A 21,929-nucleotide genomic window follows, 5' to 3' on the forward strand; every position below is an offset into this window, starting at 1 on the left:
AGACGCCTCGACCCCGGACCATGCCCGGGGTCGAGGCGTTCTGGAGCGGCGCGGGCCGTCAGCGCGCCAGCACCAGAGCGGGGGGCTCGCCGGCCGCCACCCTGGCCTCATGGAGCTCGGCGCCGAAGACCCGGGCCAGGCGGCCTGCGCCCAGCACCTCCCCCGGCGGGCCGGCGGCGATCCGCCGGCCCTGCTGCATCAGCCATACCCGGTGGGCGTAGCGCGCCGCCAGATTGAGGTCGTGAAGGACGCAGACCACGGCGAGGCCGCGCTGGTCGGCGAGGCGCCGGAGCAGGCGCATCAGACGCTGCTGCTGGCCGATATCCAGGGCGCTGGTGGGCTCGTCGAGCAGCAGCAGGCTGCCGGGGTCGCCGCCGTCGAGCTGGCAGAGTGCCCGGGCCACCATGCAGCGCTGGGCCTCGCCGCCCGACAGGCCGGTGAGGGTGCGCTCGGCAAGGGCGGTGAGGTCGAGCTCGGCCAGGCTCTCGGCTACCTGGGCAGGCCCCGCCTCGCTGCCCAGCGCCACCAGCTCCCGCACGGTCCAATCGAAGCTGGGCCGCACCTGCTGAGCCACCAGGGCGCGCCGCCGCGCCAGCGCCTCCGGCAGCCAGTCGGCGAGGGGGCGCGCGTCGAGGCAGACGCGTCCCTGCTCCGGCGGGCGAAAGCCGGAGAGCAGGCCGAGCAGGGTGCTCTTGCCCGCGCCGTTGGGTCCCACGATGGCCACCAGCTCGCCGGGCGCCAGGGCGTCGCTCAGGGGGGCGAGCGCCGGGACGGTGGTGAAGCCGGCACCTTCCAGGGTCAGCATGAGCGCCTCCGCTGCATCAGCAGCCACAGGAAATAGGGGCCGCCCAGCAGGCTGGTGAGCAGGCCCACCGGGATCTCGGCGGGGCTTGCCAGGGTGCGAGCCAGGGTGTCGGCCACCAGCAGCAGCAGGGCGCCGCCCAGCATGGAGGCGGGGAGCAGCAGGCGGTGGCCGGGACCCAGCCAGAGCCGCAGGCAGTGCGGCACCAGCAGGCCGAGAAAGCCGATGATGCCGGCCAGCGCCACGCAGACGCCTACCCCCAGGGTGGTGGCCAGCACCACCCGGCGCTTGAGCGCCGGCGCGTCGAGGCCGGCGCCGTGGGCGGTCAGCTCGCCGAGCTGCAGCAGGTCGAGCCCCCGGGCGCAGCGGCAGAGCCACCAGAGCGCCGGCGGAATGCAGAGCAGCGCGCCGAGGGCCGCAGGCCACAGGGCATGGGCCAGGCTGCCCATGCCCCACAGGCTGAGCTGGCGCAGCTGTTCGTCGCTGGCCAAGAAGGCGAGCAGTCCACCGAAGGCGCCGGCCAGGGTGTTGATGGCGAGCCCCGCCAGGAGCAGGGTGAAGAGGGCCTCCTGGCCCGGGCCGCCGCGCCCCAGGCGAAACACCACCAGGCAGACCGCCAGGGCGCCGAGAAAGCCGGCGGCGAACTGGCCGTAGAGCCCCAGGGGCCCCGAGGCGTCGAAGAGCACGATCCACAGCGCCACGGCGAGGCCCGCACCGCTGGCCAGCCCCAGCAGGCTGGGGTCGGCCAGGGGGTTGCGAAAGAGTCCCTGCATGGCCGCGCCGCTGCCGGCCAGCATGGCGCCTACCAGGGTGGCCAGCAGCAGCCGCGGCAGGCGCAGCTGCCACCACACCTGCCAGTCCAGAGGCGTGGGCCAGTCGCCCAGCAGCAGGCGGGGCGAGAGACCGAGGCTGCCGCTGAAGGCGGCCAGCAGCCAGGCGGCCAGCAGGGCGAGCACAAGCCCGTTCAGCGCCTGCCGGTCGGGAAAACCGGAGTGACGGCCGATCATGGGGGCGTGCTCCCTGCGCTGCCCGGGATATCCGGGGCCATGGCCTGGTGCTCCAGGGCCTCGTAGAGGGCCAGCAGGGTCGCCGGGGTGCGCGGGCCGAAGCCGAGCAGCGCCTGGTCATCGAAGACCACCAGGCGCCGCGCCTGGCCCGCCGGAGTCATGGCCAGCCCCGGCAGACGCCACAGGGCCGATTCGCCGCCGAGCCCCTCCAGGCCGCCGCGGGTGGCGATCACCACCTCCGGGGCCTGGCGAATCAGCGCCTCGGCGCCCACCGGCTTGTAGCCCGACATCTCGGCGAAGGCGTTGGTGACCCCCACGGCGTCCATCATCGCCTGGGCGGCGGTGTCGCGTCCGGCGACCCGGGGCGTCATGCCGCCGTGACCGAGCAGGAAGAGGGCGCGCAGGGGCGGCAGGGGCGGCAGCGCCGCCAGCTCGGCGATCTCTTCCTGAAGTGCCTCGGCCAGGGCGCTGCCTCGGTCGACGATGGCCGGGTCGTCGCCCAGCGCCGCGGCCACCTGGCGCACCTTGGCGGGAATGGCCTCCAGGCGCGGCGGCGCGTCGATGCGTGACACCGCAACGCCGCTGGCTTCGAGCTGCGCCAGCACCTCCCGGGGACCGGCGGCACGCGCCACCAGCAGGTGCGCCGGGCGCAGGGAGAGCACCCCCTCGGCGGCCAGCTGGCGCAGATAGCCCACCGAGGGCAGCGCCTCCAGGCGCTCGGGGTAGGTGCTGGTGTCGTCGCGCCCCACCAGGCGCTCGGCGGCGCCGAGCGCGGCGGTGATCTCGGCCACGTCGCCGCCGATCACCACCGTGCGCGGCGGGTCGGCGGTGCCGGTCAGCGGCCAGGCGGCCAGCAGCACCCCCAGCAGCACGGCCTTCATGCGGCTACCTCCCGGCCGGCGAGCTCCTCCAGCAGGCAGCGCCAGTCGGCGCGCTCCGGCTCCCCCTCCCGGCGCCGGGCGTAGAGCTGCAGCAGCAGCTCGCCATCGGCGCCGAAGGCCTCGAGGCTGGTGACGCCGCCGTCCCGGTTGGGCTTGCGTACCACCCAGGCGTTGGCGATGGCGTCATCCTTGAGGTGCAGGGTGAAGTCGCTGCCGAAGAGATTGAGCCAGCCGCCGCGACGCTCGGGAGCGGGCAGGGTGCCGCTGCGGATCTGCACCCCGCCGGGGCTGGCCACGAACAGCATCAGCGGCAGCCGTCGCTCGGCGGCGCGCACCAGGGCCGCCTCGATCATGCCGGCGGGCAGGCGGTGGGTAAAGCGCCCTTCCATCAGTGCGTTGGCTTCGTGGCGCTCCAGGCCGTGCCGGCGCAGCAGGGTGAAGAACTGGTGAACGTCGCGCATCCTGCCCCAGTCGTGGGCCAGGCCCGGGGCCTCGGGCAGCGGACGCGAGGCGGCGGGGGAGAGACCGGTGAAGCAGGGCGCCCGGGTGTCGGCGCCGGCCGCCAGGGCGTGCCAGCCGTCGGGCAGTTCGGGCGCCAGGGAGAACGCCTTGTGGAGCGCTCGACCGTGGCGGTCGAAGACCTGCAGGCTGTGGCGCCGGGCCGGGGTGCCGTCGGCGTCCGGCAGCTCGTCCTGGATCAGGCAGGCCCAGTGCCAGCGCTGCAGGTGCAGGCGCAGGTCCAGGCCGCCCGGGTCCAGCAGCAGCCCCGCGCTGGCCTCGCCGGCAACGGGATAGCGGCCGCTCTGTTCGAGCACGGCGGCGCTGGAGCGGGTCAGGGCCTTGACGCGCCCCAGGGTATGCAGGCGGCCGGCCAGTTCGGCGGGGGGCAGCGGCAGCGTGACGACGTCGCGGCCCAGCCGTGCGGCCTGCAGCTCCCCTTCGCTGATTCCCAGGCGCTGGGCGATCTCGATGGCCGGCAGCCGGGGCGAAGCGCGGCGGGCGGCGTCGAAGGCGTCGAGGATGGAGCGGACGGTGGCGGATAGCGGGGTAGCAGATACGGTCATGTGAGGCTCCTTTTCAGTGGGGCGGCCCGGGTCACCACTGCAGGCTGACGTTGGCCATTACGCTGCGGCCGTCGCCGAGGCTGCCGTCCGGCCGGTACCAGGTCTTGTCGGCGACGTTGCCAAGGCGCAGCGACGTGGAGAGAGACGGCGTGGCCTGCCAGGCCAGCTGCAGGTCATGCAGGCCATAGCCGGGCTGTTGGCCGTCGTCGCCCTTGGCGTAGGCGTCGGCAAAGCGGCCGCGCCAGCCGAGGGTCAGATCGCCCTGGGCGAGGTGCAGGTCGGCGCCGGCCAGGGCCTCGAGGGGCGTCAGGCGGCCCAGGGCGTCACCGCTCTCGCGGTCGCGGCCGCTCACCTCGGAGAGTCCCAGGAAGGCGTCGATGGGCAGGCTCCCGGGGCGCCACGCCAGACGGGCGTCATAGCCCCAGAGGTGGGCGCTGCTGACGTTGGCGGCGCGGGTGGTGCCGGCCATGAGGTCCACTTCGGTGTCGATGAAGTCGTCGGCACGGGTGTCGTAGTAGCTGGCGCGCAGCTCCCAGTCGCCCAGGCGCCAGGCCAGGCCGCTCTCCCAGGTGCGGCTGGTCTCGGGGGCCAGATCGGGGTTGGGCACCCAGAAATTGTCCGGGGCGCAGAAGAAGGGGCCGGCGCAGAAGCCGGCGAAGTGGCGCTCGTCGGCGTAGAGCTCGGAGAGGGTGGGCGCCCGGAAGGCCTCGGCGTAGCCGCTGTAGAGCATCAGGTGGCGGCTCGGCAGCCAGCTCAGCCGCAGCCGCGGGGAGACGCGCCCCTTGTCACTGCGCCGCCCCTGGCTGTCTTCCGCGCGATAGTGGTCGTAGCGGGCGCCGAGGCCCAGTTCGAAGCGCCCGGGGCCTCCCGCGGCCAGGTGCTCACCGGCGCCCAGGGTGCTGTCCAGGTAGAGGGCGGCGGTATCGATATCGGCCCGGGGGAAGCCGGAGGCGCTGCCCGATGGGCGCTGCTCGGCGCGGTTGGCCTCGGCGCCCAGCGCCAGGGTGTGATCGAACCCGCCGTGATCGAACCGACGATAGCCGTCGCTCTGCACGCCCAGGCGCTGCAGGCGGCGCCCGGCGTCGCTGTCGGTACCCGTGTCGTCGATCTGCTGGCGGCTCAGCGTCAGGCGGCTGTCCAACCGGGTGACGGGGTCGGGCGTCCAGGCATGGCCCAGCTGCAGGTTGTCGCTGCGGGTGGTGCGGTCGCGCAGCGCGTCGTCCGCGGCGCCGAGCTGCTGGGGGTTGGCGGGCTGAGTGCTTGCCTCCCGATAGTGCTGCCAGCTGGCGAAGAGGCGCTGGTCGGGAGCGAAGGCCCAGCTCCCCTTGGCCAGCAGGCTGTCGAGGCTGGCGTCGTCCGGGGCCGTCTCGCCGCCGGCGCGGCGGATATCGCCGGATTCGCTGCGGCCGATGGCGACCAGGCCGTCGACGTCGCCCCGCTCGGTGTCGCGCCTGCCGAACAGGCTGAGGGTGGCGCCGAGCTCGTCGCTGGCGCTGGCGCCGCGCAGGGAGAGGCGCCCTCCGGCGCTCTCGCCCGGCGCCAGCAGATCCGCGGCCTCCACCGTCTCGAAGCTGACGACCCCGCCCATGGCATTGCTGCCATAGAGGCTGGAGAGGGCGCCGCGGGCGATCTGGACCTCGTTGAGCAGCGCCGGGTCGAGAAAGACGTTGCCCAGGTGGCCGGTGTTAATGTCCTGGCGCACGCCGTCGAGACGCACCAGCACGCCCTGGCGGCCGAATCCCCGCAGGCTGAGGGTCTGGCCGTTGCGCCTGCCCTGGCCGGCGACGCCGAGCCCGGGCTGGCTGCCCAGCAGGTCCTCGAGCCGGGTAGCGGTCGCCAGGGTGGGGTCCCGACGGTCGAGCACGTCGATGATCATGGGCGCGCGGAAGGTGTCGGTGGGCAGGCGAGCGTCGGTGATCGCCATGGGCGTCAGCGCCTGGGCGCTGCGGTCGGCCGCTTCCTGCCCGAAGGCGGTCGCGACGGGGGAGGCGTCGAGGGGAGAGAAGGAGAGCAGCGCCAGGGCGCCGCTGCAGCACAGTGCTCGCTTCATGTCCTGAGAGTTCCTGTATCAGGCGATGGGCGGCTGGCTGGGTGGCGTGGGCTACCTGGCTGGCGCTATGTGATGATCGTGAGGGTGTTAACCGGTAAGAATCAGCTTGCCGTTGCGGGTCTCGCGCAGCTGATAGAGGCGGCCTCTGTGTTCGATCAGCAGCTGACCCTCCGAGCCGAGCAGCCTGCGGCTGTCGACGCTGGCGGGTGACGGGGGCTCGGGCGCCGGACGTACGCGGGTTCGGTGAGTGGCTTGGGACGTCATGCTGGGTACGCTCGGGTAATGTGATTGTTTATTAAACGCGAATAATTATTGTTTATATCCTGCGTCGGGTCAAGTCGGGGGAGCGCGGAGCGCCTTCGGATGTCAAAATGCCACCGAAACCGAGGAGGTGAACCGACGTGCTGATACTGCTGATCGCCCTGCTGCTGGCCATCTTCCTGCTGCCCAACGTCTGGGCCCAGTGGGTCATCAAGCGTCACGCCCGCGGGCGCGATGACTACCCGGGCACCGGGGCGGAGCTGGCCGACCACCTGCTGCGCCGGCTGGGCATCGAGGGGGTCAAGGTGGAGCCCACCGACCACGGCGACCACTACGACCCCGAGGCGCGTCGGGTGCGGCTCTCGCCGGAGGTCTACGGCGGGCGCTCGCTTACCGCGGTGACGGTGGCGGCCCACGAGGTGGGCCACGCCATCCAGCACCACCAGGGCTATGCGCCGCTGCTGGCCCGCTCGCGGCTGGTGGCGGTGGCCCAGAAGGCCGAGAAGCTTGGCGCCGTGCTGATGATGGCCGCTCCCTTCCTGTTCGTGCTCACTCGCCTGCCCGGGGGGCTGGCCATCGTGGTGGCCGCGGCGGTGATCAGCTTCGGCACCGCGGCGCTGGTGCACCTGGTGACCCTGCCGGTGGAGTTCGACGCCAGTTTCCAGCGGGCCCTGCCGCTGCTCAAGGAGTACATTCCCCCCTACGACATGCCCGGCGCCCGCCACGTGCTGACCGCCTGCGCCTTCACCTATGTGGCGGCCTCACTGGCCAGCATCCTCAACCTGGGGCGCTGGCTGGTGATCCTGCGGCGTTGACATCCGGATGCTCGGGTGTAATAACTATGTTATTACTTCATGATGTCTGTCAGGAGGCGCGTTGTCGGGGGTAGCTTTGCTGGGAGGCGCTTTGTCGGAATGAGGCGTGACGTGAGGACACATCTTAGAAAGATCGGAAACTCGAAAGGAATACTGATTCCGGCTGCCATGCTGGCCGAGCTGGAGATCAGCGATGAAGTCGAGATTTATCTGGAGGGGCAGCGGCTGGTGGTGGAGCCGGTCAAGCAGCCGCGTCGTCACTGGTTCGACGGTTATGATGCCAGCCGCGACGATGCGGTCTGGGGCGAGCTGGTCGAAGCAGAAGCCGATGAGGATGAGTGGCAGTGGTAGGCCGCGATATCCACCGCGGGGAGGTCTACTGGGTCAACCTCGACCCCACGGTGGGCACCGAGATTCGCAAGACACGTCCTGCGCTTATCATCTCGCCGGATGATATGAATGCGGTGCTCCCCAGGGTGATAGTGGCGCCGGTGACCAGCAAGGGGCAGCCCCTGGGCTGCCGGCCGACCCTGATCTTTCAGGACAAACCGGCACGGATACTGCTCGATCAGCTGCGCTGCATCGACAAGCGGCGGATTCTCGGCAAGATGGGAGATATCCCGCCATCAATCTGGCATGCCACCCTGCTGGAGATGTTCCAGTAGTGAATCCTCATCTGGGCCGATTGGCAATGACCACCGCGCGGCGCGGGGCGGGGTAGCCCTCCCGGGTCTTCGTCGGGTCCTCGGGGGCGAGGAAGTCGGCGAGCGACTGGAAGGTCATCCACTCGGTGGCGCGCTGCTCGTCCGTGGTGGTCACCGCCTCGTCCACCACCCGCACGTCGCTAAAGCCGCAGCGCCGGAGCCACTGGCAGAGCGCGGCGGATGACGGCAGGAAGTAGACGTTGGGCATGGCGGCGTAGCGCTCCCCAGGCAGCAGCACGGTGGTCTCGTCGCCTTCCACCACCAGGGTCTCCAGCACCAGCTCGCCGCCGGGGCGCAGGGCCTCCTTGAGCTGGTTCAGGTGCTCCAGAGGGGAGGGGCGGTGGTAGAGCACCCCCATGGAGAAGACCGTATCGAAGAAGCCGAGGCCCTCGGGGACCTCCTCGATGCCCACCGGCAGGAAGTGGGTGCGGCCGCCGTCGGCGTCGCCCACGAAGTGGCGCACCGCCTGGAACTGCCAGAAGAAGCGCGGCGAGGGGTCGATCACCAGCACGAAGGCCGCGCCGGCCCCTGCCATGCGCCAGCCGTGGTAGCCGCTGCCGCCGCCCACGTCCAGTACCTTCCTGCCGGCCAGCGGCGCCAGGTGGGGCGCTACGCGCTGCCACTTCCAGTCGGAGCGCCACTCGGTATCGATGTGAATGCCGCCAAGCCGGTAGGGCCCCTTGCGCCAGGGGGCGAGCTTTCTCAGCAGATTCTCGGCCTGGCGGCGCTGGCTCGCGGTGAGGTCGAGCTCGACCTCGAGGGTGTCGGCGTCGAGCCTTACCTCGCGTTGATCCGGCAGGAGTGGCAGCTTGGCTACCGCCTTCTCCCAGGCGGGCAGGTCGCCGTAGCGGCGACGGTCGAGCCCTTTGGTGAGCTGCTCGGGCAGCCGGGCCAACCAGGTGTCGAGGCCCTGATCGAGGAAGGCCCGGTAGAGGGCGCGGTGTTCGGCGGGAATCGGCATGCCTACTCCTCCCGCGGCGCCGGGGCGTCGGCGTCCTTGAAGGCTGGGTCCTTGAACGCCACGAGGGACGCGAAGTTGAGGAACTGGAACCAGGTGTGGCTGCGGGCGAAGCCGGCGCCTGCCAGGCGGGCGTGGTGGGCCGCCAGGGTGTCCGGCACCAGGACGTTCTCAAGCGCCGTGCGCTTCTGGCTGATCTCCAGATCGCTGTAGCCGTTGGCGCGCTTGAAGTCGTGGTAGCGCTCCACCAGCCAGGCGTTCTCCTGCTCGTCCTCTGCGCGGATCTTCTCCGAGAGCACCAGCACGCCGCCGGGCTCCAGCGCTTCGAAGAGCCGGGCGATGACCGCCTCGCGATCCGCCGGGGGCAGGAACTGCAGGGTGAAGTTGAGCACGATCATGCCGGCGGGAGCGTAGTCGAGGGTGCGGATATCGCCCTCGATCACCTCCATGGCGTGGTCGGGGCACTCGGCGGCCAGGGTCTCCCGGGCCCGGGCCACCATCGCCGGGGAGAGATCCACGCCCGTGTAGCGAAAGGCGTCCGGGGAGAGCTGACCGGCCAGCGCCAGGCCGCCGGCGCCCAGCGAACACCCCAGGTCATAGACCCGGGCGCCGTGGCGCAGGTGGCGGCGGGCGATCAGCCCCAGCATGCCCAGTATCTGCCCGTAGCCGGGCACCGAGCGGCGGATCATGTCCGGGAAGCAGGCCACCACCCGCTCGTCGAAGGAGAAGCGTGCGACCCGGTCCAGGGGTGTGGAAAAGATCGCGTCACGGTAAGATGCGTCACTCATGATCGGGCCAGAAAAGCGGGAACGGGCGCCATTCTACGCCCGGCTCGGCGGGTCTGCATCCGCGGTTTTGAAGGACGAGTCAAGGACGGGGCAAGGAGAAGAGATGATCGACCAGACTGCCGCCTGGGGGGCGCTTGCCGCCCACGCCGAGCAAGCGCGCCGGGTCCACCTGCGCGAGCGCTTTGCCAGCGAGCCGGAGCGCCAGGCGCGCTTCACCCGCAGCGCCGCCGGCCTCACCCTGGACCTCTCCAAGCAGCGCTGGTCCGAGGAGACCCTGGCGCTGCTGCTGGCGCTGGCCGAGGAGGCGGATGTCCCCGGGGCGATCAAGCGGCTGCTGGGGGGCGAGCGGGTCAACGTCAGCGAGGATCGCCCCGCGCTGCACACCGCCCTGCGCCTGCCGGCGTCCGCGTCGCTGGTGGTAGAGGGCGAGGACCTGGTGCCCGGGGTGCATGACACCCTGGCGCGCATGGAGACCATGGTGGAGCGCTTTCATACCGGCCAGTGGCGCGGCGCCACCGGCAGGGCCATCCGTCACGTGGTCAACCTCGGCGTCGGTGGCTCGGACCTGGGCCCGCTGATGGTGACCCATGCGCTCTCCGACTACCGCCTGCGCGACGTCCATCGGGTGGAGGTGCACTTCGCCTCCACCATGGACGGCTCCCAGCTCGCCGACTGCCTGGCGCGCCTCGACCCCGAGACCACCCTCTTCGTGCTTTCCTCGAAGTCCTTCACCACCATCGATACCCTCTCCAATGCGCGAACCGCACGGGACTGGCTGATGTCGCGCCTGGAGGACGAGGAGGGGGTCGATGCCGAGCTGGTGATGCGTCAGCACTTCATCGGCGTTTCGGCCAGCCCCGAGAAGATGGCCGAGTGGGGCATCGCCCCCGACCATCAGCTGGCCTTCTGGGAGTGGGTCGGCGGTCGCTACTCCCTGTGGGGCGGCATCGGCCTGCCCATCGCCCTGGTGGTGGGCATGCAGGGCTTTCGGGAGCTGCTGGCCGGGGCCCACGCCCTGGACGAGCACTTTCGCACCGCGCCGCTGGCCGACAACCTGCCGGTGCTGCTGGCCCTGGCGGGGATCTGGAACGTCAACTTCCTGGATATCCGCGCCCACTCCATCCTGCCCTACGACGGTCGGCTCGAGTACTTCGCCGCCTACCTCGAGCAGCTCGAGATGGAGTCCAACGGCAAGTCGGTGACCGCCGACGGCCGCGAGGTGGGCTACGCCACCTGCCCGGTGCTCTGGGGGCAGCTGGGTCCCAACGCCCAGCACGCCTTCTATCAGCTGCTGCACCAGGGCACCCAGGCGGTGGAGTGCGACTTCATCGCGCCGCTGCGGCGCTATGACGAGGTGGCCGACGACGCCACCCGCCGGCATCTCAAGGGGCAGCACCGCCTGACCCTGGCCAACTGCTTCGCCCAGTCCCGGGTGCTGATGCTGGGCGACGACGCCATCGACGACGAGGGACCGCGCCCCGGCCACAAGCGCTATCGTGGCAACCAGCCCTCCACCACCCTGCTGCTCGACGAGCTGACCCCGGCCACCCTGGGGGCCCTGATCGCCCTCTACGAGCACAAGGTCTACGTCCAGGCCACGCTCTGGGGGATCAACCCCTTCGACCAGTGGGGCGTGGAGCTGGGCAAGCAGATCGCCGGCGAGACCCAGCGCATCCTCGAGGAGCGTCGGGGCCTCGAGGGCATGGACGCCTCCACCCGAGCGCTGATCGAGGCGGCCTGGGCCGCCGACGGTAACGGCGGTCGAGGCGTGTGATGCTGGCTGTTTGTACAGGTTTTGCGCTATGCTGAGCGCCCCCTGGCGGGTGGCGCCGGCCAGCGGGGTGCTCTACCTGCACGGCTTCAACAGCGGCACGGGCTCGCCCAAGGCGGTGTGGATGCGCGAGGCCTGCGCCCACCTGGGTCTGCCTTGCGTGACGCCCCAGCTGCCGCACCGGCCCGCCGAGGCCCTGGCCCTGGCCGAGTCGCGGCTCGCCGAGCTCGGCCCCGCGCCGCTCGTGGCCGGCAGCTCCCTGGGGGGCTTTCTGGCCACCTGCCTGGCGGAGCGCCACGGCCTGCCCGCGGCGCTGATCAACCCGGCGGTGGCGCCGGCGCGTCTGGTGGCGGACTGGGTCGACGAGGTCTTCGTCAACGCGCACACCGGCGAGCGCTTCACGGTGGGCAGGGCGCACCTGGCCGAGCTCGAGGCCCTGACGCCCGAGCGGATCACCGCCCCGGCGCGCTACCTGCTGCTGCTGGGAAGCGCCGACGAGGTGCTCGACCCGGCGGCCGCCTTTGCCCTCTACCGCGGTGCGCGCACCCTGCTGCACCCGGGGGCCGACCACGGCTTCGCGGTGCTGGCCCGGCACCTGCCGGCACTGCTGGCCCACGGCGGCCACGCCCTGCCGGCCGCCTGGCAGCCACGATCACACAAGGAACCGGACGACCCATGACGCAATACAGTGCCAGCTCGATCGAGGTGCTATCCGGCCTGGAGCCGGTGCGCAAGCGCCCGGGCATGTATACCGACACCAGCCGCCCCAACCACCTGGTTCAGGAGGTGGTGGACAACAGCGTCGACGAGGCGCTGGCGGGCCACGCTTCGTCGATCAGCGTGCGGCTCTTCGAGGATGGCGGCATCGAGGTGGCCGACGACGGCCGCGGCATGCCCATCGATATCCACCCGGAGCACGGCGTCTCCGGGGTGGAGCTGATCCTCACCCGGCTCCACGCCGGCGGCAAGTTCTCCAACGCCAGCTACAAGTTCTCCGGCGGCCTGCACGGCGTCGGCGTCTCGGTGGTCAACGCCCTCTCGCGGCGCCTGGAGGTGGAGGTGCTGCGCGACGGCAGCCGCCACGCCGTGGCCTTCGAGCACGGCGAGCCGGTGTCCCATCTCTCGGTGATCGGCAGCGTGGGCAAGCGCAATACCGGCACCGTGCTGCGCTTCTGGCCGGAGACGAGCTACTTCGACAGCCCGCGTCTGGCGGTGGGGCGGCTCAAGCACCTGCTGCGGGCCAAGGCGGTGCTCTGCCCGGGGCTGAAGGTCACCCTGATGGAGGCCGACGGCACCCAGAGCGAGTGGCAGTACGAGGATGGCCTGCGCGACTACCTGGCCCAGGCCACCGACGGCTATGAGGTGCTCCCCCAGTCGCCCTTCGTCGGCCACTTCGCCGACGACGAGCAGGGGGTGGACTGGGCGATCCAGTGGCTCCCCGAGGGGGGCGAGTCGCTGATGGAGAGCTACGTCAACCTGATCCCCACCCCCCAGGGCGGCACCCATGTCAACGGCCTGCGCGCCGGCCTGCTCGAGGCGCTGCGCGAGTTCTGCGAGTACCGAAGCCTGCTGCCCCGGGGCGTCAAGCTCACCGCCGAGGATCTCTGGGAGCGGGTCGCCTACGTGCTCTCGGTCAAGATGCTCGACCCCCAGTTCGCCGGCCAGACCAAGGAGCGGCTCTCCTCGCGCACCGTGGCGGGCTTCGTCTCCGGGGTGGTCAAGGACGCCTTCTCGCTGTGGCTCAACCACCACGTGGACCAGGCCGAGGCGCTCGCCGAGCTGGTGATCAGCGCCGCCCAGCGCCGCCAGAAGAGCGCCAGGAAGGTGGCGCGCAAGAAGGTCACCGCAGGCCCCGCGCTGCCCGGCAAGCTGGCCGACTGCTCCGGCCAGGACCCGGCCACCAGCGAGCTCTTCCTGGTGGAGGGGGACTCCGCCGGCGGCAGCGCCAAGCAGGCGCGCAACCGCGAGAGCCAGGCGATCCTGCCCCTGCGCGGCAAGATATTGAACACCTGGGAGGTGGAGTCCCACGACATCTACGGCTCCCAGGAGGTCCACGACATCGCCGTGGCCATCGGCATGGACCCGGCCAGCGACGACCTGACCAAGCTGCGCTACCACAAGATCTGCATCCTCGCCGACGCCGACTCCGACGGCCTGCATATCGCCACCCTGCTGTGTGCGCTCTTCGTGCGCCACTTCCCGGCGCTGGTGGATGCCGGCCACGTCTATGTGGCGATGCCGCCGCTCTACCGCATCGATCTCGGCAAGGAGGTCTTCTACGCCCTGGACGAGAGCGAGAAGGCGGCGATCCTGCGCCGGCTCGAGGGCAAGCGCGGCACCGTGAACGTCCAGCGCTTCAAGGGCCTGGGCGAGATGAGCCCGCTGCAGCTGCGCGAGACCACCATGGCGGTGGAGACCCGCCGCCTGGTGCAGCTCACCCGCGAAGAGGGCGACGGCACCATGGAGATGATGGACATGCTGCTGGCCAAGAAGCGCGCCTCCGACCGCAAGAGCTGGCTCGAGGACTACGGCAACCTCGCTGACATAGAGGTCTGAACCCCTTATGACCATGGATATCCAGGTAGCGGAGGGCGACGTCGAGCGCCTCTCGCTGCGCGAATACACCGAGAAGGCGTACCTCGACTACTCGATGTACGTCATCCTCGACCGGGCGCTGCCCCATATCGGCGACGGCATGAAGCCGGTACAGCGGCGCATCGTCTACGCCATGCGCGAACTGGCGCTCAATGCCAACGCCAAGTACAAGAAGTCGGCGCGCACCGTCGGCGACGTGCTGGGCAAGTTTCACCCCCACGGCGACAGCGCCTGCTACGAGGCCATGGTGCTGATGGCCCAGCCCTTCAGCTACCGCTACCCGCTGGTGGACGGCCAGGGCAACTGGGGCAGCCCCGACGATCCCAAGTCTTTCGCCGCCATGCGCTACACCGAGGCGCGGCTCTCCAGGTTCAGTGAAGTGCTGCTGGCCGAGCTGGGCCAGGGCACCGTGGACTGGACCCCCAACTTCGACGGCACCATGAACGAACCCGTGGTGCTGCCGGCGCGCCTGCCCCATGTGCTGCTCAACGGCGGCACCGGCATCGCCGTGGGCATGGCGACGGACATCCCGCCCCACAATGTCCACGAGGTGGTGGAGGCGACCTGCCACCTGCTGCGCCACCCCGAGGCCACTACCGCGGACCTGGTTGCGCACCTGCCGGCGCCGGACTTCCCCACCGCGGCGGAGATCATCACGCCGCCTAGTGATCTGCGCAAGCTCTACGAGAGCGGGCGGGGCTCGGTGAAGCTGCGCGCCCGCTACGTCATGGAGGAGGGCAGCATCGTGGTCACCGCGCTGCCCTACCAGGTGAGCGGGGCCAAGATCCTCGAGCAGATCGCCGCCCAGATGCAGGCCAAGAAGCTGCCCATGGTGGCCGACCTGCGCGACGAGTCGACCCACGAGGAGCCCACCCGCCTGGTGATCGAGCCGCGCTCCAACCGCGTCGACATCGAGGCGCTGATGGCGCACCTTTTCGCCACCACCGACCTCGAGAAGAACATCCGCGTCAACATGAACGTGATCGGCCTGGACGGCCGGCCGCGGGTGATGCCGCTGCCCGACCTGCTCGGCGAGTGGCTGCGCTTTCGCCGCGCCACGGTGCGCCGGCGCCTGGAGCACCGCCTGGGCAAGGTGGAGGATCGCCTGCACCTGCTCGAGGGCCTGCTGATCGCCTACCTCAATATCGACGAGGTGATCCGCATCATCCGCGAGGAGGATGCGCCCAAGCCGGCCCTGATGGAGGCCTTCGGGCTCTCCGAGCGCCAGGCCGAGGCGATCCTCGAGCTGCGCCTGCGCCAGCTGGCCAAGCTCGAGGAGATGAAGATCCGCGGCGAGCAGGAGGAGCTCGAGGCGGAGCGCAAGCGGCTCCGGGAGCTGCTTGGCAACGAGGTGGCGCTCACCGACCTGATCGAGGAGGAGCTGCGCGAGGCCGGCGAGGCCCACGGCGACGAGCGCCGCTCGCCCATCGTCGAGCGCGAGGAGGCCCGGGCGCTCTCCGAGGTGGAGCTGGTGGGCGCCGACCCCATCACCGTGGTGCTCTCCGAGAAGGGCTGGATCCGCAGCGCCAAGGGGCACGAGATCGACCCGGCGGGGCTCTCCTACAAGGCCGGCGACCGCTTCGCCCTGGCCGCTCGGGGGAAGACCAACCAGCCCCTGGTGCTGCTCGACGACACCGGCCGCGCCTACACCCTGCAGGCCCACAACCTGCCCAGCGCCCGGGGCCAGGGCGAGCCCGTCACCAGCCGCGTCAACGTGGTGGCCGGCGCCCATATGGCCGGGGTGATGCTGGCGCCGCCCACGGCGCGCTTCCTGCTCGCCTCCGACGGCGGCTACGGCTTCGTGGCACCGCTCGAGGCCCTGGTGGGCAAGAACAGGTCCGGCAAGGCGGCGCTCACGGTGCCCAAGGGGTGCAACGTGCTGCCGCCGGTGGCGGTGCCGGAGGGGGAGGGGACCCTGGTGGCGGCGGTCTCCAACGAGGGGCGCCTGCTGGTCTTCGAGCTGTCACAGCTGCCCGAGATGGCCAAGGGCAAGGGCAACAAGATGATCGACATCCCCGGGCCCAGGGCCGCTCGCCGCGAGGAGCTGGTGCGCGACCTGGTCGTGCTGCCGGCCGGCGCCAGCCTGGTGGTGCATGCCGGCAAGCGCCATCTCACCCTCAAGCCCGACGATCTCGCGTATTATCGCGGCGAGCGCGGCCGCCGCGGCAGCAAGCTGCCCCGGGGCCTGCAGAAGGTTGACCGCCTGGAGGTTTCTGAATGACACGACGAGTACTGATCCGCGCCACCGGCGCGGCGCGCCCGGGCCAGCTGGCCGGGCTGGGCAGGGCGCTGGCCGCAAGCGGCGCGCGCCTTTTGGATATCAACCAGAGCGTGACCTTCGGCATGCTCTCCCTGGAGGCGCTGGTGGGGCTCGAGCAGGAGGCCGATCTCGAAGGGGCCCTGGCCGCCGCCGGCGACGCCCTCGCCCTGGACGTGCAGGCGATTCAAGTGGGGGCAGAGGAGTACCAGCGCTGGAGCAGCCAGGCGAGCCAGCCGCGGCTGATCCTGACCCTGCTGGCGCCCCACCTGCCCGCCGGCATCCTGGCCGAGGTGGGCTCACTCACCGCCGAGCACGGCCTCACCGTGGAGCTGATCCACCGCCTCTCCGGCCGCGAGCCCCTGGACGGCGGCGTGCCCGGCGAGCGCGATGCCATCCGGGGCGCCTGCGTGGAGTGCTGGCTGCGCGGCGAGGAGGTCGACCTCGACGCCCTGCGCGAGAAGGCGCTGGCGCTGGGCGCCATGCACGGCGTCGATATCGCCATCCAGGAGGACTCCATCTGGCGCCGGCACCGCCGCCTGGTCTGCTTCGACATGGACTCCACCCTGATCCAGGCCGAGGTGATCGACGAGCTGGCCCGCCGCCACGGCGTCTATGATGAGGTGGCCGAGGTCACCGAGCGCGCCATGCGCGGCGAGCTCGACTTCCAGCAGAGCTTTCGCGAGCGCATGGCCAAGCTCAAGGGCCTCGACGAGTCGGTGCTGGCCGAAATCGCCGAGTCGCTGCCGCTGATGGATGGCGTGGAGCGGCTGATGGCCCAGCTCAAGCGGCTGGGGTATCGCACGGCGATCCTCTCCGGGGGCTTCACCTACTTCGCCCGCCACCTGCAGCGGAAGCTCGGCTTCGACGAGATCCACGCCAACGAGCTTTTGATCGAGAACGGCAAGGTCACCGGCGAAGTGCGCGAGCCGATCCTCGACGCCGAGCGCAAGGCGCAGCTGCTGCGCGAGATCGCCGAGCGCGAGGGGCTCGCCCTGGAGCAGACCATCGCCGTGGGCGACGGGGCCAACGACCTCAAGATGCTGGCCGCCGCGGGGCTCGGCATCGCCTTTCGCGCCAAGCCGCTGGTGCGCGCCCAGGCCAGCCACTCCATCTCGACGCTCGGCCTCGATGCGGTGCTCTACCTGATCGGCTATCGCCAGGTGGACCTGGAGGAGCAGGGGGAGTGAGCGCGTCCTTCGATCTCTGGCGCGACCGCTTCGAGCGGCTGCGCACCAACAAGGCCTTCGAGCTGACGGTGATCACCATCATCGTGGTCTCGGCGCTCTTGATCGGCGCCAAGACCTACGAGGAGGAGGTGAGCCGCTTCCAGGAGGTGATGCTGTGGCTAGACGTGGCGGTCACGGTCTTCTTCCTGGTGGAGATCCTGATTCGCATGGCGGCGGAGAAGCGCCTGCGGGACTTCTTCCGCAAGGGCTGGAACATCTTCGACTTCATCATCGTCACCGCTAGCCTGATCCCCATGGACGACTCGGAGATGGTGCTGCTGGCGCGCCTGCTGCGCATCTTCCGGGTGCTGCGTCTGGTGTCGATGATCCCCGAGCTGCGCCTGCTGATCGCCGCCCTGTTCAAGTCGATCCCGCGCATGGGCTATGTGGCGCTCTTGATGTTCATCATCTTCTACATCTACGGCGCCATCGGCAGCTTCCTGTTCGCCAGCGTCGACGAGCAGCTGTGGGGCAATATCTCGCTGGCCATGCTGACGCTCTTCCAGGTGGCCACCTTCGAGAGCTGGGCCACGGCGGTGCTCTACCCGACCATGGAGCACTACCCCTACGCCTGGATCTACTTTTTGACCTTCATCTTCCTCAACGCCTTCATCTTCCTCAACATGATGATCGGCATCGTGCTCGACGTGATGCAGAAGGAGAGCCTGGCCATCGAGCTGGAGACCGGAGAGGGGGAGGCCGCGGAACTTCACGGACTGCGCGACGACGTGCGCGAACTGCGCGCTCAGCTGTCGCGGATGGAGTCGCTGCTGGAGCGCAGGAGTTGACAAAGGGGCTCGAGACTGATTCTCTAGAGGGCATGAACATGACTGCTTACGACCTCGCCCTCGACCTACGACTACTAGCCCGCGTCTGAATAGCGTGCGGCGATGCCCCCTGTGCATCGCAACAGTCAGGTCGAAAACGAGGTTGTAGCATGTCCACCACCCCCTGCAGTTTCAGCATGAATGCCCCCTTTGTCGCCCGTGCCGGCCGCAGCGCTGGCACCCGTGCGACCTCTGCCTTCTGCCTCGACGCCCCGACAGGCCCATGCCCGTCGGGGCGCCGTCGTTTGCATACCGCCCACTGATTCGATTGCCCAACCGCCGCCCAGGGAGAACGCCGCCATGATGCTCGACAACCCCGCTTCCAAGTATCGCCCCTTCGTTGCCGTGGACCTGCCCGACCGCCAGTGGCCTAACCGCCGCATCGAGCAGCCGCCGATCTGGACCAGCGTCGACCTGCGCGACGGCAACCAGTCGCTGATCGATCCCATGGATCAGGAGCGCAAGCAGCGCTTCTTCGACCTGCTGGTCAAGATCGGCTTCAAGGAGATCGAGGTGGGCTTCCCCTCGGCCTCCCAGACCGATTTCGACTTCGTGCGCTCCCTGATCGAGGGCGACCGCATTCCCGATGACGTCACCATCCAGGTGCTGACCCAGGCCCGCGATCACCTGATCGACCGCACCTTCGAGTCCCTCAAGGGGGCGAAGAACGCCATCGTCCACGTCTACAACGCCACCGACCCGGTCTTCCGCCGCGTGGTGTTCAACGTGACGAAGGAGGAGTGCATCGGCATCGCCGTGGACGCCACCGCCCGCATCCGGCAGCGCATGGCGGAGGCCCCGGAGACGAACTGGACCTTCCAGTACTCCCCGGAGCTCTTCACCACCAGCGAGATGGACTTCGCCAAGGAGGTGGTCGAGGCGGTGATGGCGGCCTACGGTGCCACCGCCGAGAAGCCGATGATCGTCAACCTGCCGGCTACCGTGGAGGCGGCGTCGCCCAACAACTACGCCGACCAGGTGGAGTGGTTCTGCCGCCACGTGAAGAACCGCGATGCCCTGATCGTCAGCGTGCACCCCCACAACGACCGCGGCACCGGGGTGGCCGCCGCCGAGCTGACTCTGATGGCGGGCGCCGACCGCGTCGAGGGCACCCTCTTCGGCAACGGCGAGCGCACCGGCAACGTCGATATCGTGACGCTTGCCATGAACATGTACACCCAGGGCGTGCACCCGGGCCTGGACTTCTCCAACATCACGCCGATCATGCGCGAAGTGGAGTACTGCAACCAGCTGCCGGTGCATCCGCGCCACCCCTACGTGGGCGACCTGGTCTTCACCGCCTTCTCCGGCTCCCACCAGGATGCCATCAAGAAGGGCATGGCGGAGCGCCGCGCCAACCCGGATGCCGTCTGGGAGGTGCCCTACCTGCCCATCGACCCCCTGGACGTGGGCCGCAGCTACGAGGCGGTGATCCGCGTCAACAGCCAGTCCGGCAAGGGCGGCGTCTCCTACCTGCTGGAGCAGGAGCACGGCATCGAGCTGCCGCGCCGCCTCTCCATCGAGTTCAGCCAGGTGGTGCAGGAGGTGGCCGACCGCACCGGCAAGGAGATCACCTCCCAGATGATCTACCAGGCCTTCGCCGACGAGTATCTGGAGCAGACCTCGCCCTATGCGCTGGTCAGCCACCGCCTCTCCTCGGAGCCGGAGAGCCCAGTGGTGACCCTGGAGGCGACCATCGAGGAGCGCGGCGAGCGCCGCACCATCCAGGGCCAGGGCAACGGCCCGCTGGCGGCCTACATCAAGGCGCTGGCCGCCGCCGGCCACGACGTGGAGATCATCGACTACCACGAGCACTCCCGCGGCCAGGGCTCCGACGCCGAGGCGATCGCCTACGTGGAGGTGCGCATCGCCGGCGAGGCGGTGTTCGGCGTCGGCACCGACGAGAGCATCACCAGCGCCTCCATGAAGGCGGTGATGAGCGCCATCAACCGCAAGGTCTCGACCCAGGCCCCAGCGGCCAATGTGACTGCGGAGTCACTGGCGTGATACGCCTCCTGCTGTAGGAGCCCAATTCATTGGGCGATGGAGGCCGGAGGCCTCCCCGGCGCCAATCGCCCGACAAGTCGGGCTCCTACAAGGGCGTCTTGCTCCCTTCGCCGGGGATCTCCCTGACCAGCCGCGGCATCAGAAACCCCGGCAGCACTTCCCGGAGGCCCGCGACCAGCTCGCGGGCTTCTTCGTCCGGCACGTCGAAGTGGGCCGCGCCGGCCACCGGGTCGAGCACGTGGAGGTAGTAGGGCAGCACCCCCGCTTCGAAGAGCCTCTCCGAGAGCGCCGCCAGGGCGTCTACCGAATCGTTGACCCCGCGCAGCAGCACGCTCTGGTTGAGCAGGGTGACGCCGGCAGCCCTGAGCCGGGCGCAGGCGTCGATCACGGCGTCGTCGATCTCCTGGGCGTGGTTGATATGCAGCACCACCACCTTCTGCAGCCGGGTACTGCCGAGCCAGTCGAGCAGGGCGGCGTCGATGCGGTCCGGGATCATCACCGGCAGGCGGGTATGGATCCGCAGCCGCCTGAGGTGGGGGATGGCCGCCAGGCGCTCGACCAGCCAGGCGAGCTGGCGGTCGCTGGCGGCCAGGGGGTCGCCGCCGGAGAGGATCGCTTCAACGATTGTGGGGTCGCGTCTCAGATGGTCGAGGCTTGACTCCCACTGGGCCCGGGAGGGGGCGTTCTCGGCGTAGGGAAAGTGGCGGCGGAAGCAGTAGCGGCAGTTGACCGCGCAGGCGGGACTGGTGATCAAGAGCACGCGTCCACGGTACTTGTGGATCAGCCCCTTCGCTGGAGTATGGGCGGCCTCCTCGAGGGGGTCGGCCACATAGCCTGGGGTCGGCAGGAGCTCCTCGCCCAGGGGCAGCACCTGGCGCAGCAGGGGGTCGGTCGGGTCACCCGGGCGCATGCGGGCCAGGAAGGCCTCGGGAACCCGCACCTCGAAGAGCCCATGGCCCGCCTCGGCGCCGGGCCGCCAGGCGGGATCCAGGCCCAGGCGACGGCACAGCTCGGCGGGGTCGCGAATGGCGCCGGCCAGCTGGGCCTGCCAGGCGGGCGGTAGCGCCAGCGGTTCGGCCTCGTCGTGACGCTGCAAAAGGGCGGGGCTTCGGGTTATCATGCGGAACACCAGTCAATGCGGACGACGCCCGGCGACATGCCTGGCCTCGTCGAACTATCGTTTCCCAGCGCGCCCCGGGGTCCGGCGGCGCGCTTGAACATGGGTGAGAGAAGATGGCGAACTATTCTACCAACGAATTCAAGGGCGGTCTGAAGGTGATGCTGGACGGCGATCCCTGCTCGATCGTCGAGAACGAGTTCGTGAAGCCCGGCAAGGGCCAGGCGTTCAACCGCGTCAAGCTGCGCAACCTGATCACCGGCCGCGTCTGGGAGCGCACCTTCAAGTCCGGCGAGAGCCTGGAAGGCGCCGACGTGATGGACCTGGACATGGAGTACCTCTACACCGACGGTGAGATGTGGCACTTCATGAAGACCGACGGCTCCTTCGAGCAGTACGCGGTGGAGAAGAAGGCCCTGGGCGACACCATCAAGTGGCTCAAGGAGCAGGTGGTCTACACCGTGACCCTGTGGAACGACAACGCCATCAGCGTGACCCCGCCCAACTTCATCGAGCTCGAGGTGGTCGAGACCGACCCGGGCCTCAAGGGCGACACCGCCCAGGGCGGCTCCAAGCCGGCGACCCTCTCCTCCGGCGCCGTGGTTCGCGTGCCGCTCTTTATCAACCAGGGCGAAGTCTTGAAGGTTGACACGCGCTCCGGCGAGTACGTCTCCCGCGCCTGAGCCCGGCTTCGCCGGGAGCTGTAAGTTATGAGCTGTAAGCTCTAAGAAAAACCAGGTTTGTGGCAGTTTCTTGGCTTACGGCTTACGGCTCTAAAGGCCACGTCGGATCGGCG

Annotated in this window: 20 protein-coding genes; 11 read left to right on the forward strand and 9 right to left on the reverse strand. The window is 69.9% G+C overall.

The features are described 5' to 3' along the window. Window positions 1-58 precede the first annotated feature (58 nt). The 6 genes from NHL60_RS06075 to hemP all read right to left on the reverse strand — a co-directional run bounded on the left by NHL60_RS06075 (window position 59) and on the right by hemP (window position 6,068). Window positions 59-805, reverse strand: coding sequence for an ATP-binding cassette domain-containing protein (locus NHL60_RS06075; protein WP_253450227.1), 747 nt, complete (start codon window positions 803-805; stop codon window positions 59-61). Further along, window positions 799-1,809, reverse strand: coding sequence for an iron ABC transporter permease (locus NHL60_RS06080; RefSeq protein WP_253450230.1), 1,011 nt, complete (start codon window positions 1,807-1,809; stop codon window positions 799-801). Before NHL60_RS06080 ends, NHL60_RS06075 begins: the two co-directional genes overlap by 7 nt. Further along, entirely contained in the window at window positions 1,806-2,690 is an 885-nt protein-coding gene (locus tag NHL60_RS06085) for a hemin ABC transporter substrate-binding protein (RefSeq protein ID WP_253450233.1), read from the reverse strand. The genes NHL60_RS06080 and NHL60_RS06085 overlap by 4 nt, the downstream gene beginning before the upstream one ends. Further along, the gene (locus tag NHL60_RS06090) at window positions 2,687-3,754 is read right to left on the reverse strand and encodes a ChuX/HutX family heme-like substrate-binding protein (RefSeq protein ID WP_253450236.1); all 1,068 of its coding nucleotides are present in this window, start codon (window positions 3,752-3,754) and stop codon (window positions 2,687-2,689) included. The genes NHL60_RS06085 and NHL60_RS06090 overlap by 4 nt, the downstream gene beginning before the upstream one ends. Before the next feature lie 31 nt (window positions 3,755-3,785). Beyond that, window positions 3,786-5,804, reverse strand: coding sequence for a TonB-dependent receptor (locus NHL60_RS06095; protein ID WP_253450238.1), 2,019 nt, complete (start codon window positions 5,802-5,804; stop codon window positions 3,786-3,788). Between the two features lie 87 nt (window positions 5,805-5,891). Further along, complete coding sequence (gene hemP, locus NHL60_RS06100) at window positions 5,892-6,068, reverse strand: hemin uptake protein HemP (protein ID WP_253450241.1); 177 nt, start codon at window positions 6,066-6,068, stop codon at window positions 5,892-5,894. Window positions 6,069-6,205: 137 nt separating this feature from the next. Between hemP and NHL60_RS06105 the strand changes: the two genes are divergently transcribed. The 3 genes from NHL60_RS06105 (at window position 6,206) to NHL60_RS06115 (ending at window position 7,545) form a co-directional block, all read left to right on the forward strand. Continuing rightward, complete coding sequence (locus NHL60_RS06105) at window positions 6,206-6,880, forward strand: zinc metallopeptidase (protein ID WP_253450244.1); 675 nt, start codon at window positions 6,206-6,208, stop codon at window positions 6,878-6,880. Between the two features lie 99 nt (window positions 6,881-6,979). Further along, on the forward strand, window positions 6,980-7,231 hold the full coding sequence (locus tag NHL60_RS06110; protein ID WP_301271096.1) for an AbrB/MazE/SpoVT family DNA-binding domain-containing protein: 252 nt from the start codon (window positions 6,980-6,982) through the stop codon (window positions 7,229-7,231). Beyond that, the gene (locus NHL60_RS06115; protein WP_253450250.1) at window positions 7,219-7,545 is read left to right on the forward strand and encodes a type II toxin-antitoxin system PemK/MazF family toxin; all 327 of its coding nucleotides are present in this window, start codon (window positions 7,219-7,221) and stop codon (window positions 7,543-7,545) included. The genes NHL60_RS06110 and NHL60_RS06115 overlap by 13 nt, the downstream gene beginning before the upstream one ends. A 7-nt stretch (window positions 7,546-7,552) precedes the next feature. On the opposite strand, the gene cmoB is transcribed toward NHL60_RS06115, so the two are convergent. Both cmoB and cmoA read right to left on the reverse strand, forming a co-directional pair. Continuing rightward, on the reverse strand, window positions 7,553-8,545 hold the full coding sequence (gene cmoB, locus NHL60_RS06120; RefSeq protein WP_253450253.1) for a tRNA 5-methoxyuridine(34)/uridine 5-oxyacetic acid(34) synthase CmoB: 993 nt from the start codon (window positions 8,543-8,545) through the stop codon (window positions 7,553-7,555). A 2-nt stretch (window positions 8,546-8,547) separates the two neighbouring features. Next, entirely contained in the window at window positions 8,548-9,330 is a 783-nt protein-coding gene (cmoA, locus tag NHL60_RS06125; RefSeq protein ID WP_253450256.1) for a carboxy-S-adenosyl-L-methionine synthase CmoA, read from the reverse strand. Between the two features lie 103 nt (window positions 9,331-9,433). On the opposite strand from cmoA, the gene pgi reads away from it, so the two are divergent. The 7 genes from pgi to leuA all read left to right on the forward strand — a co-directional run bounded on the left by pgi (window position 9,434) and on the right by leuA (window position 20,016). Further along, window positions 9,434-11,104 (forward strand): glucose-6-phosphate isomerase, encoded by a 1,671-nt coding sequence (pgi, locus tag NHL60_RS06130; protein ID WP_253450259.1) that lies wholly within the window; start codon window positions 9,434-9,436, stop codon window positions 11,102-11,104. 28 nt (window positions 11,105-11,132) lie between these two features. After that, window positions 11,133-11,780 (forward strand): YqiA/YcfP family alpha/beta fold hydrolase, encoded by a 648-nt coding sequence (locus NHL60_RS06135; protein WP_253450262.1) that lies wholly within the window; start codon window positions 11,133-11,135, stop codon window positions 11,778-11,780. Then, on the forward strand, window positions 11,777-13,657 hold the full coding sequence (gene parE / locus NHL60_RS06140) for a DNA topoisomerase IV subunit B (protein WP_253450265.1): 1,881 nt from the start codon (window positions 11,777-11,779) through the stop codon (window positions 13,655-13,657). The genes NHL60_RS06135 and parE overlap by 4 nt, the downstream gene beginning before the upstream one ends. 7 nt (window positions 13,658-13,664) lie before the next feature. Continuing rightward, the gene (gene parC, locus NHL60_RS06145) at window positions 13,665-15,917 is read left to right on the forward strand and encodes a DNA topoisomerase IV subunit A (RefSeq protein WP_253450268.1); all 2,253 of its coding nucleotides are present in this window, start codon (window positions 13,665-13,667) and stop codon (window positions 15,915-15,917) included. Next, window positions 15,914-17,143, forward strand: a complete 1,230-nt coding sequence (serB, locus tag NHL60_RS06150) for a phosphoserine phosphatase SerB (RefSeq protein WP_253450271.1) — start codon at window positions 15,914-15,916, stop codon at window positions 17,141-17,143. The genes parC and serB overlap by 4 nt, the downstream gene beginning before the upstream one ends. Next, entirely contained in the window at window positions 17,140-17,970 is an 831-nt protein-coding gene (locus NHL60_RS06155; RefSeq protein WP_253450273.1) for an ion transporter, read from the forward strand. The genes serB and NHL60_RS06155 overlap by 4 nt, the downstream gene beginning before the upstream one ends. 339 nt (window positions 17,971-18,309) lie before the next feature. Then, window positions 18,310-20,016 carry a 2-isopropylmalate synthase gene (gene leuA / locus NHL60_RS06160; protein ID WP_253450276.1) on the forward strand — a complete coding sequence of 569 codons (1,707 nt, stop codon included), beginning with the start codon at window positions 18,310-18,312 and terminating at the stop codon, window positions 20,014-20,016. A gap of 85 nt (window positions 20,017-20,101) precedes the next feature. Here leuA and epmB read toward each other — a convergent pair whose 3' ends face one another. After that, complete coding sequence (gene epmB, locus NHL60_RS06165) at window positions 20,102-21,136, reverse strand: EF-P beta-lysylation protein EpmB (protein WP_253450279.1); 1,035 nt, start codon at window positions 21,134-21,136, stop codon at window positions 20,102-20,104. Window positions 21,137-21,249: 113 nt separating this feature from the next. On the opposite strand from epmB, the gene efp reads away from it, so the two are divergent. Next, on the forward strand, window positions 21,250-21,816 hold the full coding sequence (gene efp / locus NHL60_RS06170) for an elongation factor P (RefSeq protein WP_253450282.1): 567 nt from the start codon (window positions 21,250-21,252) through the stop codon (window positions 21,814-21,816). Window positions 21,817-21,929: the final 113 nt, after the last annotated feature.

The organism is Halomonas sp. Y3 (genome assembly GCF_024137965.1).
GTDB lineage: Bacteria > Pseudomonadota > Gammaproteobacteria > Pseudomonadales > Halomonadaceae > Halomonas > Halomonas mongoliensis.